The sequence below is a fragment of the Novosphingobium sp. genome (genome assembly GCF_020852455.1).
In the GTDB taxonomy this organism is placed as follows: Bacteria; Pseudomonadota; Alphaproteobacteria; order Sphingomonadales; family Sphingomonadaceae; genus Novosphingobium.
This window is the reverse complement of record NZ_JADZAT010000028.1, coordinates 63,025-80,253: the sequence shown is the minus strand read 5'-3', so window position 1 is coordinate 80,253 and position 17,229 is coordinate 63,025. Positions and strand designations below refer to the sequence as shown.

The following is a 17,229-nucleotide window of genomic DNA, read 5'->3' as shown; positions in this document are numbered from 1 at the left end:
TTGGCCTCCCGGTCTTATTTGACCCGCTTGAAATGCGTCAGTTGCATCGTCCCGTCGAGCTTCTTCCAGACCTGTACGCGCCAGCGCTTGCCATCGCTCAGCACCAGCAACATGCGGTAATTCATGCCCGCCACAACCTGACGTTCGGCCCCGACGATGGTTTTCAGCTTGCCGTGCGGCTTGGGCAGGTGGGCGACCGCATAGCGCGCCGCCGGGCCGACTTCGCTGGCCAGCGCAGGGCCAGGCACTTCGCTCCACCCGCCAACGACCGATTGTGCGGTAAGCGGCGGCGCCAGAGCGAGCCCGATTGCCATGATCACCTTACGCATTGCCTTGTTCCCTTCCGGTCTAGCGGATTACCCCGATCGCATCGGGTGCCGGATCATTGCCCGGCACGCCAAGCGGGCCGCCACTCAGCCACACTGCCAGATTGGGAGAGTTCTTGTCGACCCCGGCCGGCAGCTTGATCAGGATCCAGGCGAAATCGCCAAAGGCGCGCGGCGCTGGGCCGAACGAAGCCTTGAATTCGGCATTGGTCATCGTGCCACTCTTGAAGGCCCAGCCGGCCGCACTGCCCGCAGCCGGTTTGCCGCTGCGGCCATCATAGATCGCCGAAACCAGCCCTTTGAGGTCGGTGGCCATCCACATCGAACTGTCGAACCCGGGAGCCTCCGGGTCTGCCGCCTTGCTCTCGAACGCGATCACATCCCATTTGGCAAGTTCGCCGGCCGGCAGCTTCAGCGCCTTCTCAACCGTTGCTGCGCTGACCTTGCCCGGCTTGAAATCGCGAACATAGGTGCTGGCGAAGAAGCTGATCGAGGTTGCCATTCCGTCTGGCTGGCCCAGCACGGCGGCGTTCGTAGGTCCGGCGGGGCCATCGGCGGGTTTGGCCGCCCAATTCACTGTGGTGGCCAGGGCAGGGCCGGCGGCCAGCAGAGCGGCAAGGGCAAACGGCTTGATAGTCATCGCAATTCTCCTCTGCGGGCCAGTTTATGCGCGAAGCAGCAGGGCGGCGCTACCCGTTTGGGCAGGTCCGCATCGGGCACGGCTTGCGCTTCACCGGCCGGAGCCTTACCCGTTGCGGTCATGGCCTTTTCCTCATTCCGTTCACGGCTGCGCGCGTTCCAGGCGATGCGCGGTGATCCGCCGGACCCAGCCTTTGTCACCGATCTCGAGTGGCTTGAGAACCGCGATCTTGACCTGTCGATCAGGCTGGGGGCGATGCTGGCGTTCAATGCCCTGCTGATCACGGTCGGGACCCATCCAATTTCCGCGAGCCCAGGCGCACCGCTCAGCCTTGATGCGCCAAGCCAACCGGGTCTGGTCCTCGTCAGCCTGGTCGGGCTGGTGCCGCTGGTGGTATCCTGCGTTCTGGCACTGCGGGCCCTGATGGTCGGTGAGGAGTTTGACGGCGAGGGGATCGAGGACGACCAAATGGCGCGTCAGCGGCTGTTTGCCGCCTTTGTCCATTCGATCGATGTGCAGGCACGTTTTCTGGGATTGGCGATCCGCTGGACGCTGGCCGGAGCCGGGCTGACCGCACTGGTCTGGGGAGCGATCCTGGCTGACAAAATGGGCTGAACGGGCCGCGCATACGAATTGGCTTGGCATTGCGCCGGGCTTGCTGTCATGCCCTTGCCCGAGAGGAGCCGGTAATGGCCGACGACGAAGACTACGTGTACGATGAAGAGAGCGGTGAATGGCTGCCGGCTTCCGAACTGGCCGCCAAGCGCGCTGCCGAAAGCCTGGTCGAAGTTCGCGATGCGGTCGGCAATCTTCTGGCTGACGGCGACGCGGTTACCCTGATCAAGGACCTGACCGTCAAGGGGGCCGGGCAGACGCTTAAGCAGGGCACCGTGATCCCGTCGATCCGGCTGACCGGCGATCCGCAGGAAATCGACTGCAAGTACCCGGGCATCAAGGGCCTGGTGCTGCGCGCCGAGTTCGTTCGCAAGCGCTGAGCCGACAAGCCGATGGAGCGCGTCGCCACCCTCACGCTCAACCCCTCGATCGACTCGGCGTGCGAGGCCGAGGCGGTTTCGGCAACGCGCAAGATCCGCACCCGCGGCGAACGCTATGATCCGGGCGGCGGCGGGCTTAACGTCGCGCGCGTCTTGCACCGGTTCGGCGTGCCGGTCGAAGCGATCTACCTGTCGGGCGGGCCGACCGGCGCGCTGCTCGATGAATTGCTGGACGAGGCGGGGCTGCCGCGCCGGGCGATCCATATCGCCGATCACACGCGCATGAGCCTGGCGGTCTATGAACGGTCCACCGGGCACGAATACCGCTTTGTTCCCGAAGGTCCCAAAGTGGCCGAGGATGAGTGGCGGGCGCTGCTGGGGGCCTGCTTTGCCAGCCCTGCCGAATGGGTGGTCGCATCGGGCAGCCTGCCGCGCGGTGTGCCGGAAGATTTCTTCGCCCGGCTTGCCGCCCCCCTGGTCGCACAGGATCGCAAGCTGGTACTCGATACTTCGGGGGCGGCGCTCAAGGCCGGGCTCGAAGCGGGCAATATCCACATCGCGAAACCCAGCGTCGGCGAATTCGAAGTGTTCGTTGGCCGGCCGCTCAAGAGCCATGCCGATGTGGCCGATGCCGCGATGCCGCTGGTCAAGGCCGGCAAGGTGCAGATGCTGGCGGTGACCATGGGCGAGGAGGGCGCGGTGCTGGTCCATTCGGGCGGGGTGCTGACCCATCCGGGGATCAAGGCGGTAGCGCATTCCACCACCGGCGCCGGCGACAGCTTCGTCGGCGGACTGGTCCAGGGTCTCATCGCGGGCGAAGGCGTTGAGCTTGCGTTCCTGCGGGCCATTGCCAGCGGCACCGCTGCCGTGCTGCATCCCGGAACCGAACTGTGCCGGATCGAGGATGTCGAGCGATTGCTGGCGGAACTCAAGGGCGGGTAATGGTCCAGCCTGCCGCCCGGATAACCGCCGCCATTCTGGCCGCCACGACCTTGCTGGCGATGATCCCGCTGCTGCTCAATTCCAGCGCCGAACACGGCGGACTGCTGGCCGGGACCTGGGCCTTGCTGCGGTTTTTCACGATCACCACCAACACGCTGGTCGGGGTGGTCTTCGCCATGATCGCCTGGCGCGGGCCGGATCGGATCAGCCCGGGCCTGCTGGGCGGGACCATGCTGGCGATTGTGCTGGTCGGCGTGGTCTTCAATCTGCTGCTTGGCGGGTTGACCCATGCCACGGTGTGGGACTGGCTGGGAGACCGGATCCATCACGTGGTCATGCCGGCGCTGGTGCCGCTGTGGTGGCTGGTGTTTGCCCGGAAAGGGGCGCTTCGTAGCTCGGATCCGCTGCGCTGGGCGCTCTATCCGCTGGCCTATGCCGGATACATTTTCCTGCGGGTCGGGCTCGAGACTCCGGGATCGGGGATCGCCTATCCCTATTTCTTCATGGACGCCGGTCGGCTTGGCTACCTGCAGGCGATTGCCAATATGGGGGCGATCGCGCTGGGCTTTGTGCTGACCGGCTATGGCGTGGTCTGGCTTGACCGCCGCCTGGCGCGCCGCGGCTAAGCCCGCCGGCGGCGCAGCAGGAACGCCGCGAACAGGAGCGTGAACAGCGCATCCCCCAGCAGGATCCAGCCAGTCCCCGGCACGGCCCGGCCGGCCTGCACTTCGGGCAGCATCAATGCGACCACGCCCAGCTTGCCGACCACCCCGGTCCACAGCACTTGTGCAAGCCGCTCGGGCTCACGCGAAACCATGGCGTAAACCAGGCCAAAGCAGCCAACCAGCAGCGCAACCACCCGGTCGCTGACCGAAGTACTGGGCACCAGGAACGAGCCCGCCGCGATCACCAGATTGTAGGCGGCCGCGCCGCGCAGCATCCAGATCCAGAACGGAGCGACGGCCGGCACCGCCTCAGTCCCCGCCAACGCGTTCGATCTGCGCGCCGACCAGCGCGAGCTTTTCCTCCAGCCGTTCGTACCCGCGATCAAGGTGGTAGAGCCGGTGAACCTGGGTCTCGCCCTCGGCGGCAAGGCCGGCGATCACCAGGCTCATCGAGGCGCGCAGGTCGGTCGCCATCACTTCGGCGCCGGTCAGTTTGCTGACCCCGTGAACCACGGCGGTGCGGCCCTTGGTCTCGATATGCGCGCCCATCCGGTTCAGTTCGGGTACGTGCATATAGCGGTTCTCGAAGATCGTCTCGGTCAGGACCGAGCTGCCTTCGGCAAGGCACAGCATGGCCATCAGCTGTGCCTGCATGTCGGTAGCGAAGCCCGGGTAAGGCGCGGTGGCGAGTGTCACCGCCTTCAGCTTGCCTTCGGCGGCCACCTGGATCCCGCCGCTCTTGGGCTCGACATGGACCCCGGCATCGCGCAGCGCCTGCAAGGTCGCGTCCATTTCGTCAGCGACGGCGTGCTTCAGGAACACCTCGCCCCCGGTGATCGCTGCGGCGCAGGCATAGCTTCCGGCCTCGATCCGGTCGCTCATCACCCGGTAGGTCGCACCGTGCAACCGCGAGACGCCGTGAATCGTCAGGTCGCTGGTGCCGATCCCCTCGATCTGTGCGCCCATCGCCACCAGCAGGTTGCACAGGTCAACGATTTCCGGCTCGCGCGCGGCGTTGTGCAGCACGGTCTTGCCGGTGCACAGCACCGCCGCCATCACCGCGTTCTCGGTCGCGCCGACCGAGACCACCGGGAAGCTGTAGCGCCCGCCGGGCAAGCCGCCATCGGGCGCGATCGCCCTGACATAGCCTGCCGCCAGTTCGATCGTGGCGCCCATCGCTTCCAGCGCCTTCAGGTGCAGGTCGATCGGGCGGTTGCCGATCGCGCAGCCGCCGGGCAGCGATACGGTCGCCTCACCCATCCGCGCCAGCATCGGGCCCAGCACCAGGATCGAGGCGCGCATCTTGCGGACCAGTTCATAGGGCGCGACCGAACTGGTGATCCGCGGCGCTTCCAGCGTCATCACCCGCCCGAAATCTTCAGGCCGGCTGCCGGCAATCGCGGTCGAGATGCCGAACTGGTTCATCAGGTGCTGGAACCCGTCGATATCGGCCAGTCGCGGCAGATTGCGCAGCGTCAGCGGCTCTTCGGTCAGCAGCGCGCAGGGCAGCAGGGTAAGCGCGGCGTTCTTCGCGCCCGAGATGGGAATGGTCCCGGCAAGGCGCTTGCCGCCCTCGATGATGATTTTATCCATAGGTTTCCGTTTAGCGCGATTCCGCCGCGCGGCAAGCCGAGCAGGTCGCGGGCGTTGCAACCAGCTGTCGAAACCGCTTTAACGCCATTGCAACAGCATCATGGTTAAGGGCCGCGCATGACCAATCACGCTTCGCACAAGCCGATCAAGAAGGCGGTGTTCCCGGTGGCCGGCCTCGGCACCCGCTTCCTCCCCGCAACCAAGGCGATTCCCAAGGAAATGCTGCCGGTGATCGACCGGCCGCTGATCCAGTACGCGGTCGATGAAGCGCGCGAGGCCGGGATCGAGCAGCTGATTTTCGTGACCGGGCGCGGCAAGACCGCGATCGTCGAACATTTCGACATGGCCTTCGAACTCGAAACCACGATGAAGGACCGCGAAAAAGCGCTCGACGTGCTGGAACCGACGCGGATCCAGCCGGGCAACCTGGTCACCGTCCGCCAGCAGGTGCCGCTGGGGCTGGGCCACGCGATCTGGTGCGCGCGGGCGATCGTCGGCGATGAACCCTTCGCGATCTTCCTGCCGGACGAACTGATGATCGCCAACAAGGGCTCGACCGGCTGCATGAAGCAGATGGTCGAAGCCTACAACGAAGTGGGCGGCAACCTGATCTCGGTGCTCGAAGTGCCGGAAGAGGAAGTCTCCAGCTATGGCGTGATCGCGCCGGGCGCCAGCCAGGGCGCACTGACCGAGGTCAAGGGGCTGGTTGAAAAGCCCAGGCGTGAGGATGCGCCCAGCAACCTGATTATTTCGGGCCGCTACATCCTCCAGCCCGAAGTGATGCGGGTGCTGGAGAACCAGGGCAAGGGCGCCGGCGGGGAAGTGCAGCTGACCGATGCCATGGCCCAGATGATCGGCCACCAGCCATTCCACGCGGTGACTTTCGCAGGGCGGCGCTATGACTGCGGCAGCAAGACCGGCTTCGTCGAAGCCACGCTGGCGATCGCGCTGGAACGCGAGGACATGGCCGACGAAGTTCGCGCCATGGCCAGACGCCTGCTGGGCGAAGGCTGAACGCCGATCCCGCCGCGCCCCGAGTCGCGGTGGCTCCGTCGGGGTTTAGTTGATGAAAGTCATTCGCAGCGCATCGTTGCGGCCATAGCAAACGCAGCGCAGGCACCTGCGCACGCGGGATGGACAAGATCGACGATTTCAAAGAGCCGTCCGGAGTCTGACAGGTTCTGACGGTGTAGGAAAATCGGGCCGGAAACTCTGTTCCGTCCATCATCGTCACCCCGGACCCGATCCGGGGGCCCGCTGCCTCATTGGCCCGCGCACTCCGGCGCAGCGTCGCCGGAAAAAAAGCTGGATCCCGGGTCAAGCCCGGGATGACGCTGTGGTATACGCGGCTTCCTGCGCGGTCAGCTGGCGTCGGTGCTGGATCAGCAAGAAGCGCCCCCCGTCACACCCCCGCAACAAACCCGCGGCATCACGCGGGCATGACCCAAGCACCCATCAAGTTCGACTGGAATGGCTGGTACGCCTCCATTCCCGGAATCCCGGCTGGCTGGGGCCAGCCCTATTCGACCGGCTGCACGCCGGGGGGATACCAGGCGAGTTCGATCCGCAGCCCGTCAGGGTCGGGCACGAACAGCGCCACGGTGCCGTCCGGGAATTGCTGGCGCCGCGCGGCATAGCCATTTTCGGCCAGCAGTGCGGCCAGCCGGTCAACCGCCGCCACGTCGGGCGCGCGGAAGCCGAAGTGGTTGAGCCCTGCGCCATAGCGTTCGTAAGGCCGCGTCCCGTCCTGCGCCTTGCGCAGTTGCAGGTGCAGCCCATCGCTGGCCTGTCGCCAGATCCCCTCGCGCACTTTCTCAAAGCCCAGTTCGGGCAGGATCAGGTCATAGAAGCGGCGCCCTGCTGCGGGGTCGCTGTAGAGGATGGTCAGGTGATCGAGTTGCATGGCGCCGATGTGGGATGCCCGCGCCCGCTTGCAAGGGCGGCGCTTCAGCTTGCCTTGATCCTTAGCGGCAGGGTCTTGAGCCCGCCGACGAAGGTGCTCTTGGCGCGCTTGGGCTCGCCCGCCAGCTCGATCGCGTCGATTCGGTCGAGCAGCGCCTCGAACAGCAGCCGCATTTCCAGCCGCGCCAGGTGCAGCCCCAGGCACTGGTGCGCGCCGGCGCCGAAGGCCAGGTGGCGGTTGGCCGGGCGGCTGGCATCGAACCGGCGCGGATCGGGGAACTGCGCGGGATCGTGATTGGCGGCAACATAGTTGACCATCAGCCAGTCGCCTTCTTTGACCTGCACGCCGCCCAGTTCGACATCCGCGCTGGCAGTGCGCATGAAGTGCTGGACCGGGCTGGTCCAGCGGATCGCTTCCTCGACGATGCCGGGCACCAGACTGCGGTCAGCCTTGACCCGCGCGAATTGGTCAGGATCCTGCGCCAGCGCCAGCATCGCGCCCGCCGTGCTGGCGCTGGTGGTGTCATGCCCGGCGGCAGCGACGATGATGTAATAGCCGGCCCGGTCGCGGGCCGAAATCGGCTCACCATCGATCGTGGCATTGGCCAGGATCGTCGCGACATCGTCGGTCGGATTGGCGCGGCGCTGCGCGGCCAGGCCTTCGAAATAGGTCTCGAATTCGGCCACCGCGCCGAACACGATCTGGCTGATCATTTCGGGCGTCATCTCGGCCATGCCGCTTTGCGACAGGTCCTCGTCCTGCCCGCCGAACATCTGCTGGGTCAGGAACAGCATTTTCGGCTCGTCTTCTTCGGGCACACCCAGGATCTGCATCACCACGTGCAGCGGATAGGGCGCGGCGACCAGCGGCACGAAGTCCACCACCGGGTCTGCGCCCGGCGCGCTCTTGCTGGCGGCAACAAACTTGTCGGCGGTGCGCGCGGCCAGCTGGCGGATCCGCTCCTCGATCGACTTGAGGTTCTTGGGCATGAACCAGTCCTGCGTCAGGCGGCGCAGCTTGGGATGCTTGGGCGCGTCGAGCACCACCAGTGATGAAACCAGGTTGGGGCTTTCCTCGCCCTGCTTGCGGGTCACCTCGCGGGCCAGCGCTTCGCCCGAATGGTTGGTGAACACCGTGGCGCGCGGTGCGTTGAGGAAGGTCTGGTTATCCTTCGATACCTTCATCGCCTCGTCATAGCCGGTGATCAGCCAGAACGGGTCGTGATCGCCGCGCGGACTTTCGATCCGGGTGACCGGGCCTTCGCTGCGCAGCTGGTCGAACAGGTCGAGCAGCGGGGTCCAGGCGGCATAGCTCTTGGGATCGATCACGGCCTCGGCCGCGGCGGGCGAGGCGATGGGCGCGGTCATTGGCTGTTCTCCCGTTCTGTTATTGGCGCGGTGCGGCGGGCTCAGCCGCCCGCCAGACCCTTTTCATAGGCTTCCTTGTATTCATCGCGCAGCAGCCGCTTGTAGAGCTTGCCGGTCAGCTCGCGCGGCAGCTGTTCGCGGAAATCGATCTGGCGCGGCATCTTTACCCGGCTGAGCTGCGGGGCAAGATAGGCCATCAGCTCCTCGGCCAGTTCGGGGCCTTCTTCGCCCATGTCCATCGGCTGGACCACGGCCACCACCTTTTCGCCCATGTCGGGATCCGGCGCGCCGATCACTGCGGCATCGGCCACCTTGGGGTGGGTGACCAGCAGGTTCTCGATCTCTTGCGGATAGATGTTCACCCCGCCCGAAATGATCATGAAGCTCTTGCGATCGGTCAGGAACAGATAGCCGTCCGCGTCCTGATAGCCGACGTCGCCCAGGCTCGACCAGCCGTGCTTGTTGCGGGCGTCCTGGGTTTTCTGCGGATCGTTGTGGTATTCGAAGGGGACCATCCCTTCGGTCGGTTCGAAGAAGATCTGGCCTTCGGTGCCGTGGGGCACTTCATCGCCGTTCTCGTCGCAGACCCGGATGATCCCGGTTAGCGCGCGGCCGACCGTGCCGGGCTTTTCCAGCCATTCCTGGCTGGTCACGAAAGTGAAGCCGTTGCCCTCGGTGCCGGCATAGTACTCATAGATCACCGGGCCCCACCATTCGATCATCGCCTTCTTGACCGGCACCGGGCAGGGTGCGGCGGCGTGGATCGCGCATTTGAGCGTCGAGGTATCGTACTTGCGGCGCACCTCTTCGGGCAGCTTGAGCATCCGCACGAAATGGGTGGGGACGAACTGGCTGTCGGTCACCTTGTACTTTTCGATCGCGGCCAGCGCGGCTTCGGGATCGAACTTTTCCATCACCACCACGGTGCCGCCCAGCTTCTGGATCGTCATCGACCAGCGCAGCGGTGCAGCGTGATAGAGCGGGGCGGGAGAGAGATAGACCGAATCCGGTTTGATCCCGAAGGCCATCATGGTCAGCCCGACCAGGGCATTGGCCTGATCGATCGCGGGATCTTCGGGCAGTGGGATCTTGACCCCCTTGGGCCGCCCGGTGGTGCCGCTGGAATAGAGCATGTCCACCCCGGCGCGCTCATCGGCGATCGGGGTGTCGGGCATCTTGGCCAGCTCGGCCTCGGCATTCACGCCAAAGCGCAGTTGCGGCACCTGCGGGGCCAGCTTGGCCACTTCGTCCATCGTTTCGGTAAGGTAGGTCGAGGAGAACAGCAGCTTGGCGCCGCTGTCTTCAAGGATATAGGCGATTTCGGGCGCGGTCAGGCGGCTGGAAATGCCGACATAGTGCACGCCCGAACGCTGGAAGCCCCAGGTCAGGCAGAAGAACCACGGGTGGTTTTCCATGCACAGCGCCACGGTATCGCCGATCTGCACGCCGTTGGCGCGCAGCAGCTGCGCGACCTGGTTGGAACGGCGATCAAGCTCGGCAAAGCTGATCGTCTCGCCGCTGCCGGCCATGATGATGGCGGGCTTGTCGGGCTGGGTTCGGGCGTGAATTGAAGGGTGCATCGCTCTCTCCTTACGCGGCGCTGCGGCCGCGTTTGGATAGAGGTTTAACCGATCGATTAAATGACGCAAGGACTCTTGTTGGGTGCGGACAGGCCATCCGGCCTGTCCTTGCAACACCGGCCCGCTCCCCCGGCCCGACCGCCCGCAACTAGGGTACCCTATGGGTGGTCGGGGCGCCCCGACAAAACGTCCCCCGGACGTTTTGCGACTTCGGAGCACGGGAGCGGGCCGGCCAGGCCAGGAAAGCCCGGATGGGCTTTCCGCACCGGCTTTAGCCGGACGACAAACGAAAAGGGCGACGGTTGCCCGTCGCCCTCTTTCCAGCATCCTCTCCGAAGCTGGACCCCGTCCGGGGTCTTCGCCCCGATCCGGACGAATAAATCTTAGTCTTCGTCGCCGTCGCCCTGCCCGGCCAGGCCGGCATTGGCGGGAGCCGCAGCCAGCGCGGGCTGGCTGGCGCCCTGCATGTAGGGCACCGGGTTCACCGCAACGCCGCCGATCCGCACTTCATAGTGCAGGTGCGGGCCGGTCGAACGGCCGGTCGAACCGACGTAACCGATCAGGTCGCCCTTGCGGACCTTCTGGCCGGCGGCGACGTTGAGCCGCGAAAGGTGGCCATAACGGGTCTGGATGTTCCCGCCGTGCTCCATCGCGATGTAGAGGCCATAGCTTGAGAACCATTCGGCCTTGCTGATCACGCCATCGGCGGTGGCATAGATCGGGGTGCCGGTCGGCTGGGCCAGGTCAACACCCTTGTGCGCGCGGCGACCGCCCAGCACGGGGTGGAAGCGCATGCCATAACCGCTGGTCAGCGCAGCGCCTTCAACCGGCATGCGCGAAGGGATCGAAACCGTGGTCGGACGATAGGTGGGGGCAGCCGAAACGACCACGGCAGCACTGGTGGCGGGGGCAAGAACCAGCTGACCGTTGTCCATCGACTTCCAGCCGTTGAACAGGCTGCGGAAATCTTCATCGCCCTGAACCGCCGGCTTGGCAGCCTGGGCAGCGCGCAGCGGCGCGGTGACATCGGCGTTGGCAGCAGCGCTGTTGGCCAGCGCCGGGGTTGCGACCGAAAGGCTCGACAGCGCGGCAATCATGCCGGCGATACCGCGGAGCTTGGCAAAAAACGAAACAGCGACCACTCAAAAAACCTTGTTTTGCGACCCGGCCGGGACCGAGCAATTCCTTGTTTTGAGATGGTCGGTAAGCCCCCCGCCGTCTCGTTGTGGGGGGCTTGCCGGGGTCAGAGTTAACAATCAACCCCGGCATAGAAGGAGCGCGGTAAACCGGCACTGAGACGCGCTGAGTCGTTGAACGGTGGCTTAACAAGCCCTCCGAAATGCTCCGCGACCAATGATTTCCATAGGATTTCCGCCGATTCTCCGCGGCGTGCGGATTCGGCGATGAAATGCGTTGAGCCGAATCGAACGTGGATGATTTCATCGTCAAGGATGCGACTCAGGATCCTTGCGCCGCGCGAATCGCCCGCCGCGCGGACCCGCTCCAGCGTGGCCGGGGTCACGTCGAGCCCGCGTGCCTCCAGCACCATCGGCACCACCGCCAGCCGGGCGGCAACATCGTGCGCGGTTTTGCGCGCGGCGTCCCACAGCCCCGAATGCGCCGGCAGCGCGCCGTAGTGGCTGCCCAGGCTGTGCAGGTGCCGTTCGAGCAGCGCGAAATGCATCGCCTCGTCGGCGGCGACTGCCAGGAAATCGGAAACGAACTGCCGCCCCATCTGCGCGCCGAAGCGTCCGGCCATGTCGAGCGCCAGGTCGATCGCGACGAATTCGATGTGCGCCAGGGCATGCCACAGCGCCACGCGGCCGCGCTCCGACCCGCCCCCAGAACCTCCGAATCCGCGCTTGGGCATGCGGCTGGGCGGCAGCAATTCGGGCCGGGCGGGGCGGCCCGGTTCAGCGGGCATCGCGACATCGAAGGCGAAGGCCTGCCGCCCCAGCCGCCAGTCACGCACCAGCGCGCGGGTGCGCATCACCTTGGCGCGCGGATCGCATTCCAGCAGCGCGGCGCGGATCGCCTGGGCAAGCGACTGCATCAGACCCTCTCCATTTTCACAAAGTGCAAATGGGGAGGTTGCAGCGCGAAGCGCTGACGGAGGGGTGTCGACGCTGGCGTCCAATGCCCCTCCGTCTGGGCCGGGCGGCCCAGCCACCTCCCCGTTTGTGGCATTCGCCAAAAACGGAGAGGACCTTCGACTCCGATCACAACGCCTTGGCCGCTTCCAGCACTTCGGCGGCGTGGCCCTTGACCTTGACCGGGCTCCAGACGCGGGCGATCCGGCCTGCGGCATCGACCAGCACGGTCGAGCGGACCATGCCCATGTAGGTGCGGCCGTAGTTCTGCTTTTCGCCCCAGAAACCCAGCGCGTCGGACAGGCCATGTTCGGCCGCGTCGCTGGCCAGCGGGGCGGTGAGATCGTACTTGGCGATGAACTTCTGATGCCGCGCGGGCGGGTCCTTGCTGATCCCCAGCAATGCGGTTCCGGCCTCGGCGAATTCCGCCGCGAGCTCGGAAAAGTCCTTGTTTTCGGTGGTGCAGCCGGGGGTGTCATCCTTGGGATAGAAGAACAGCACCAGCTTCTGCCCGGCAAATTGGGCCGGGCTGACGGGCGCACCGTCGGGTGCGGTCAGCGCGATCTGGGGCAGTGTGTCGCCCACTTTGGCAGCAGCCATCAGTCAATCTCCAGTTGTTCGCCGAACACTTCGCCCCAGCAGCGCGCCACGGCGGCGCGGGCGGAGGCGAGATTCGCGGTCAGCTGATCCCAATCGCCGCATTGGCAGGCTTGTGCAAGCACCGCGCGCGCGGCGGCGGGCGGTTCCTGCGCATCGGGGGCGAGCAGCCGCGAGGCGATCAGGAACCGGGCCAGCACCCGGTTGGCCTGCTCGATCTCGGCCGGGACCAGCCCTTCGGCGGCGAGCTGCGCCAGCGCCCCGCGCAGCGACTGGTCGAGTCCGCGCCCGTGGCGCAGCTGGAGGTAGTGGGTGATGAATTCGACATCGACCAGCCCGCCTCTGGCCAGTTTGATATCGAGCGGGCCCTTGGCCGGCTTGTGCCGGGCCATCTCGCTGCGCATGTGCAGCACGTCCTCGCGCAATTTGGCGGGATCGCGCGGTGCGCACAGCACTTCGCCGACGATCCGTTCCAGCTCGGCGCGGCCGGCCGGCGGGCCATAGAGCACGCGGCCGCGGGTCAGCGCCATGTGTTCCCAGGTCCAGGCCGCCTCGCGCTGGTAACGCTGGAAACTGTCGAGGTTGACCGCCAGCGGCCCCTGCGCGCCAGAAGGCCGCAGCCGGGTATCGACCTCGTACAGCGCACCCTCGGCGGTCGGCACCGACAGCGCGGCGACCACCCGCTGGCCGAGGCGGTTGAAATAGAGCGTCGCGCCGAGCGGCCTTGCCCCATCGCTTTCGGTGGCGTGATCGCCGGTGAACAGGAACACCAGGTCCAGGTCTGACGCGTGGGTCAGCGCGCCGCCGCCCAGCCGCCCCAGCCCCAGGATCAGCAGCTCCCCGCCCGGCACCCGGCCATGGACCCGCTCGAATTCGGCGCGGGTGGCATCGACCAGCACCTGCAGCGCGGCTTCGGCAACCCGGCTCAGCGCCCCGGCGATCTCCAGCGGATCGCGGCTGCCCTCGATCAGCTGCACCCCCAGCGCAAAGCGCTTTTCGCCGACCCGGCGCCGCACCCGGTCGAGCAGCGCCTCGTAATCGTCATCCTCCTCACCGCGCGCGAACTGCGCGGCCAGCGTGGCGACATCGCCCGGCAGGTCAAAGGCGCTGGCATCGATCAGCGGGTCAAGCAGGTCAGCGCGGCGCGCCAGCGCATCGGCCAGCGGCGGCGCCAGCCCCAGGATCCGCGCCAGCAGCCCGATCAGGGCCGGGCGCGCTTCCAGCAGGCGGAACAGGTTGATCGCGCTGGGCAGGTTGGTGAGCAGTTCTTCCCAGCGCAGCAAGGCGCGGTCCGGCTCGGGCGAGCGGGCGAAGGCGGCCAGCAGCGGGCCCTGGACCGCATCCCAGGCGGCGCGGGCAGCCTCGCTGCGCAGCGCGCGGACCTTGCCCGAAGTCCAGCCGGTTATCCGCCCGGCCAGCACCTCGGGATCGGTGAAGCCCAGCCTGCCCAGCTCATCCGCCAGGGCATCGCCGCGCGGCGCGGCGGCGGGGCCGCCCGAACTTTCGGCCATGTGCCGGGCCAGCAGGGCGTCATAGCGCAGGCCCACCCGCTCGCTGATCTCGGCCAGTTCCGCGACCAGCGCCGCCCCATCGGGTAGTCCGTCGAGCCGGGCCACGGCATCAAGCGCTTCGGGGCTTTCGGGCAGCTTGTGGGTCTGCTGGTCGGCCACCATCTGCAGGCGGTGCTCAACCTGGCGCAGCCGGTCATAGCTTTCGCCCAGCACGCGGGCATCCTCGGGATCGACCAGTCCGGCCACGGCCAGCGCATCGAGGCTGGCGCGGGTGCCGCGCAGCCGCAGTTCGGGCTGGCGTCCGCCGTGGATCAGCTGGTGGGTCTGGGCGAAGAATTCAACCTCGCGGATCCCGCCGCGCCCTTTCTTGAGATCGAACCCGGGGCCGGGGAAGGGCGGACCCGCATAGTTGGCGCGGATCTGCTGGGTCAGCCGGCCAATTTCGGAAATGGCCCCGAAATCGAGGCTCTTGCGCCAGACGAACGGCCGGATCGCGGCCAGGAAGGCCTCACCCGCGGCCACATCACCGGCGCAGGCCCGGGCCCGGATGAAGGCCGCGCGCTCCCAGGCCAGGGCCGAGCTTTCATAGTGGCTCAGCGCGCCATCGATCGGGATCGCCAGCGGGCTGACCTCACTGGCCGGACGCAGCCGCAGGTCGACCCGGAAGACATAGCCTTCGTGATCGACGTGGCTCATCAGCTGCATCAGCGTGCGCGCCACGCGCTGGGCGGCCTCGCCCGGCTCATCGCGGTCGCGGCGGGGCAGAAGCTGCGGATCGTAGAGCAGGATCGGATCGATGTCGGACGAATAGTTGAGCTCACCCGCGCCATGCTTGCCCAGCGCCAAGGCCAGGAACCCGGCCGGTTCGGCATCGCTGACCCGCGCCTGGATCGCGGCGGTGATTGCGGTATCGAGCGCGCGGTCGGCAAAGCCTGATAGCTCACCGGTAACGCGTAGCAGCGGAAAGGCCCCGGCCAGATCGCCGATCGCCAGCGCCAGCGCCAGCGCGCGTTTTTCACGGCGCAGCGCCGATCCGGTATCGGAGGCGTCGGCTCCGGCGGATCTGGCCCAGGCCAGTGCCGCTTCGCCATCGCCCGCTGCCAGCAAGGCTTCAAGCCCGGGCAGCCGGTCAAGCGACTGGGCAAGGTAAGGCGCATGGGCGCGAGCCCGCGCAATGGCTCCGTTCCAGTCCGGCGTAGTCATGGCCTGGTGCGTTGCACCGAGACGGGCGCGCAATCAAGCCGTTCGTCGGTTGCCGCCTTGCGCGCTGGCCGCCGCTTTGCCACTGTCATATCCGACTGATTTGACGAACGCAGCGCGAAAGGGATCGCTCGATCATGAAACCGAACAACAGCCTGCTGATCGCGGGCCTGGCCGCCACGCTGGCCGGCAGCGCGCTCTATGCCGCCAAGCCCGCAGCGGTGCCGCCGGTACCCCGGATTGCCCCGCCTGCGCTGGGCAGCGAGACGATCCGCGAGGTGACCCGCGATCTGTCCGACGACAGTTTCGAAGGGCGCGGCCCGGGCACTGCGGGCGAGGACAAGACGATCGCCTATATCATCCAGCGCTTCAAGGCGGCGGGGCTCAAGCCCGGCAACAAGGGATCGTGGGTGCAGGAAGTGCCGCTGCTGGAGATCGAGGGGAAGAATTTTTCGGGCCTGGCGGTTAAGGCCGGCGGGCAGACCCTGCAATTCGCCAACGGCAGCGATATCGTCGCTGGTTCCTATCGCGCCGCGCCGCGCACCCAGCTTGACGATGCGCCGCTGGTCTTCGTCGGTTATGGCATCAACGCCCCCGAACTGGGCTGGAACGACTATGCCGGGCTGGACATGAAGGGCAAGATCGCGGTGATCCTGGTCAACGACCCGGATTATGAGAACGCGGATGAAAGCGGCCCGTTCAAGGGCCGGCGGATGACCTATTACGGGCGCTGGATCTACAAGTTCGAGGAAGCCGCGCGGCAGGGCGCGGCGGGCGCGCTGATCGTCCATGATACCTATCCCGCGGCCTATGGCTGGCAGGTGGTCAATTCGAGCTGGTCGGGTCCGCAGCTGTTCATCGATTCCAAGGGCGGGGGAATGGACCAGACCCAGGTCAACGGCTGGATCCAGAAGCCGGTTGCCGAAGCGGTGCTCAAGGCCAGCGGGCAGGATCTGGCCACGCTTTCGGCCCGGGCCAAGCAGCGCGGGTTCAAGGCGGTGCCGCTGGGCTCCACGGCCAGCCTGTCGTTCGACAACACCATCCGCCGGTCCAAGTCGCACAATGTGATCGGGATCCAGCCGGGACGGAAGCGGCCGAATGAATATGTGCTCTACACCGGGCACTGGGACCATCTGGGGCGCTGCACGCCCGACAAGACCGGCGATGACATCTGCAACGGGGCGATCGACAATGCCACCGGGATCGGTGCGATGGTGACCCTGGCTCAGGCCAATGTGAAGGCCGGTGCGGCCGATCGCAGCCAGGTTTTTCTGGCAGTGACTTTGGAGGAATCGGGCCTGCTGGGGTCCAGGTACTACGCCGAAAATCCGGTCTATCCGCTGGCGCGGACGGTTGGCGGGGTTAATATGGACGGGGTTGCTCCGGGCAGCCCCAGCCGCGATGTTGCGGTGACCGGCGGCGACAAGAACCAGCTGACCCGCTATCTGCAGGTGGCGATGAAGACGATGGGCTTTTACCAGACGCCTGAGGACCATCCCGAACGCGGGCATTACTATCGCAGCGATCACTTCAGCTTTGCCAAGCTGGGCGTGCCGATGTTCGCGGTTGGGCGCGGCAGTGACTGGGTGAACGGCGGCAAGGCTGCCGGCGAAGCGGCGGGCGAGACCTATGTCCGCAACGATTACCACCAGCCCAGCGACGAATACGACCCCAAGTGGGACTGGTCGGGTGCGGTGCAGGAAATGCAGCTCTATTATGTGCTGGGCCGCAGCCTGGCGATGACCCGTGACTGGCCCAACTGGCACAAGGGCGATGAATTCCGTCTGGTCCGCGATCGCAGCCGGGCGGGGGTGAAGTAG

17 protein-coding genes are annotated in these 17,229 nt (G+C 66.5%); 6 read left to right on the top strand and 11 right to left on the bottom strand.

The window, feature by feature from the left end; translation table 11 throughout:
* Positions 1–14: 14 nt before the first annotated feature.
* Together IT549_RS12260 and IT549_RS12255 are read right to left on the bottom strand one after the other, a co-directional pair.
* Positions 15–329: a cystatin domain-containing protein gene (locus IT549_RS12260; protein WP_292973570.1), complete on the bottom strand. Its 315-nt coding sequence runs from the start codon at positions 327–329 to the stop codon at positions 15–17.
* Positions 330–348: 19 nt separating this feature from the next.
* Complete coding sequence (locus IT549_RS12255) at positions 349–966, bottom strand: hypothetical protein (protein WP_292973568.1); 618 nt, start codon at positions 964–966, stop codon at positions 349–351.
* A gap of 120 nt (positions 967–1,086) precedes the next feature.
* Between IT549_RS12255 and IT549_RS12250 the strand changes: the two genes are divergently transcribed.
* The 4 genes from IT549_RS12250 to IT549_RS12235 all read left to right on the top strand — a co-directional run bounded on the left by IT549_RS12250 (position 1,087) and on the right by IT549_RS12235 (position 3,529).
* Entirely contained in the window at positions 1,087–1,581 is a 495-nt protein-coding gene (locus tag IT549_RS12250) for a hypothetical protein (protein ID WP_292973566.1), read from the top strand.
* A gap of 74 nt (positions 1,582–1,655) precedes the next feature.
* Entirely contained in the window at positions 1,656–1,961 is a 306-nt protein-coding gene (locus tag IT549_RS12245) for an alkylphosphonate utilization protein (RefSeq protein WP_292973564.1), read from the top strand.
* A 12-nt stretch (positions 1,962–1,973) separates the two neighbouring features.
* On the top strand, positions 1,974–2,903 hold the full coding sequence (locus IT549_RS12240; RefSeq protein WP_292973562.1) for a 1-phosphofructokinase family hexose kinase: 930 nt from the start codon (positions 1,974–1,976) through the stop codon (positions 2,901–2,903).
* On the top strand, positions 2,903–3,529 hold the full coding sequence (locus tag IT549_RS12235) for a Pr6Pr family membrane protein (protein WP_292973560.1): 627 nt from the start codon (positions 2,903–2,905) through the stop codon (positions 3,527–3,529). Before IT549_RS12240 ends, IT549_RS12235 begins: the two co-directional genes overlap by 1 nt.
* Here the strand turns inward: IT549_RS12235 and IT549_RS12230 are convergent.
* Positions 3,526–3,873 (bottom strand): hypothetical protein, encoded by a 348-nt coding sequence (locus IT549_RS12230; protein WP_292973558.1) that lies wholly within the window; start codon positions 3,871–3,873, stop codon positions 3,526–3,528. The genes IT549_RS12235 and IT549_RS12230 overlap by 4 nt on opposite strands.
* 4 nt (positions 3,874–3,877) lie before the next feature.
* Positions 3,878–5,161 (bottom strand): UDP-N-acetylglucosamine 1-carboxyvinyltransferase, encoded by a 1,284-nt coding sequence (gene murA, locus IT549_RS12225; protein ID WP_292973556.1) that lies wholly within the window; start codon positions 5,159–5,161, stop codon positions 3,878–3,880.
* A gap of 117 nt (positions 5,162–5,278) precedes the next feature.
* Here murA and galU point away from each other — a divergent pair, with 117 nt between their 5' ends.
* The gene (gene galU, locus IT549_RS12220; protein ID WP_292973554.1) at positions 5,279–6,175 is read left to right on the top strand and encodes a UTP--glucose-1-phosphate uridylyltransferase GalU; all 897 of its coding nucleotides are present in this window, start codon (positions 5,279–5,281) and stop codon (positions 6,173–6,175) included.
* Between the two features lie 505 nt (positions 6,176–6,680).
* Here the strand turns inward: galU and IT549_RS12215 are convergent.
* The 7 genes from IT549_RS12215 to IT549_RS12185 all read right to left on the bottom strand — a co-directional run bounded on the left by IT549_RS12215 (position 6,681) and on the right by IT549_RS12185 (position 15,412).
* Complete coding sequence (locus IT549_RS12215) at positions 6,681–7,064, bottom strand: VOC family protein (protein WP_292973552.1); 384 nt, start codon at positions 7,062–7,064, stop codon at positions 6,681–6,683.
* A gap of 44 nt (positions 7,065–7,108) precedes the next feature.
* Positions 7,109–8,431, bottom strand: a complete 1,323-nt coding sequence (locus IT549_RS12210; RefSeq protein ID WP_292973550.1) for a cytochrome P450 — start codon at positions 8,429–8,431, stop codon at positions 7,109–7,111.
* A 41-nt stretch (positions 8,432–8,472) separates the two neighbouring features.
* Complete coding sequence (locus tag IT549_RS12205; protein ID WP_292973548.1) at positions 8,473–10,011, bottom strand: acyl-CoA synthetase; 1,539 nt, start codon at positions 10,009–10,011, stop codon at positions 8,473–8,475.
* A gap of 383 nt (positions 10,012–10,394) precedes the next feature.
* Complete coding sequence (locus tag IT549_RS12200) at positions 10,395–11,108, bottom strand: M23 family metallopeptidase (RefSeq protein WP_292973546.1); 714 nt, start codon at positions 11,106–11,108, stop codon at positions 10,395–10,397.
* Between the two features lie 152 nt (positions 11,109–11,260).
* On the bottom strand, positions 11,261–12,064 hold the full coding sequence (locus tag IT549_RS12195) for a ferritin-like domain-containing protein (protein ID WP_292973544.1): 804 nt from the start codon (positions 12,062–12,064) through the stop codon (positions 11,261–11,263).
* 166 nt (positions 12,065–12,230) lie between these two features.
* Positions 12,231–12,701 carry a peroxiredoxin gene (locus IT549_RS12190; protein WP_292973542.1) on the bottom strand — a complete coding sequence of 157 codons (471 nt, stop codon included), beginning with the start codon at positions 12,699–12,701 and terminating at the stop codon, positions 12,231–12,233.
* The gene (locus IT549_RS12185) at positions 12,701–15,412 is read right to left on the bottom strand and encodes a bifunctional [glutamine synthetase] adenylyltransferase/[glutamine synthetase]-adenylyl-L-tyrosine phosphorylase (RefSeq protein ID WP_292973540.1); all 2,712 of its coding nucleotides are present in this window, start codon (positions 15,410–15,412) and stop codon (positions 12,701–12,703) included. Before IT549_RS12185 ends, IT549_RS12190 begins: the two co-directional genes overlap by 1 nt.
* A 134-nt stretch (positions 15,413–15,546) precedes the next feature.
* Between IT549_RS12185 and IT549_RS12180 the strand changes: the two genes are divergently transcribed.
* A complete protein-coding gene (locus IT549_RS12180) occupies positions 15,547–17,229 on the top strand; it encodes a M28 family metallopeptidase (RefSeq protein ID WP_292973538.1) in 1,683 nt (560 codons plus the stop codon).

Coding starts and splice junctions, on each gene's coding strand:
- IT549_RS12210 (WP_292973550.1), bottom strand. CDS start 8,431: ATGACCGCGCCCATCGCCTCGCCCGCCGCGGCCGAGGCCGTGATCGAT.
- IT549_RS12185 (WP_292973540.1), bottom strand. CDS start 15,412: ATGACTACGCCGGACTGGAACGGAGCCATTGCGCGGGCTCGCGCCCAT.
- IT549_RS12245 (WP_292973564.1), top strand. CDS start 1,656: ATGGCCGACGACGAAGACTACGTGTACGATGAAGAGAGCGGTGAATGG.
- IT549_RS12205 (WP_292973548.1), bottom strand. CDS start 10,011: ATGCACCCTTCAATTCACGCCCGAACCCAGCCCGACAAGCCCGCCATC.
- murA (WP_292973556.1), bottom strand. CDS start 5,161: ATGGATAAAATCATCATCGAGGGCGGCAAGCGCCTTGCCGGGACCATT.
- IT549_RS12235 (WP_292973560.1), top strand. CDS start 2,903: ATGGTCCAGCCTGCCGCCCGGATAACCGCCGCCATTCTGGCCGCCACG.
- IT549_RS12260 (WP_292973570.1), bottom strand. CDS start 329: ATGCGTAAGGTGATCATGGCAATCGGGCTCGCTCTGGCGCCGCCGCTT.
- IT549_RS12180 (WP_292973538.1), top strand. CDS start 15,547: ATGAAACCGAACAACAGCCTGCTGATCGCGGGCCTGGCCGCCACGCTG.
- IT549_RS12195 (WP_292973544.1), bottom strand. CDS start 12,064: ATGCAGTCGCTTGCCCAGGCGATCCGCGCCGCGCTGCTGGAATGCGAT.
- IT549_RS12200 (WP_292973546.1), bottom strand. CDS start 11,108: ATGATTGCCGCGCTGTCGAGCCTTTCGGTCGCAACCCCGGCGCTGGCC.
- IT549_RS12190 (WP_292973542.1), bottom strand. CDS start 12,701: ATGGCTGCTGCCAAAGTGGGCGACACACTGCCCCAGATCGCGCTGACC.
- IT549_RS12215 (WP_292973552.1), bottom strand. CDS start 7,064: ATGCAACTCGATCACCTGACCATCCTCTACAGCGACCCCGCAGCAGGG.
- IT549_RS12255 (WP_292973568.1), bottom strand. CDS start 966: ATGACTATCAAGCCGTTTGCCCTTGCCGCTCTGCTGGCCGCCGGCCCT.
- IT549_RS12240 (WP_292973562.1), top strand. CDS start 1,974: ATGGAGCGCGTCGCCACCCTCACGCTCAACCCCTCGATCGACTCGGCG.
- galU (WP_292973554.1), top strand. CDS start 5,279: ATGACCAATCACGCTTCGCACAAGCCGATCAAGAAGGCGGTGTTCCCG.
- IT549_RS12250 (WP_292973566.1), top strand. CDS start 1,087: ATGGCCTTTTCCTCATTCCGTTCACGGCTGCGCGCGTTCCAGGCGATG.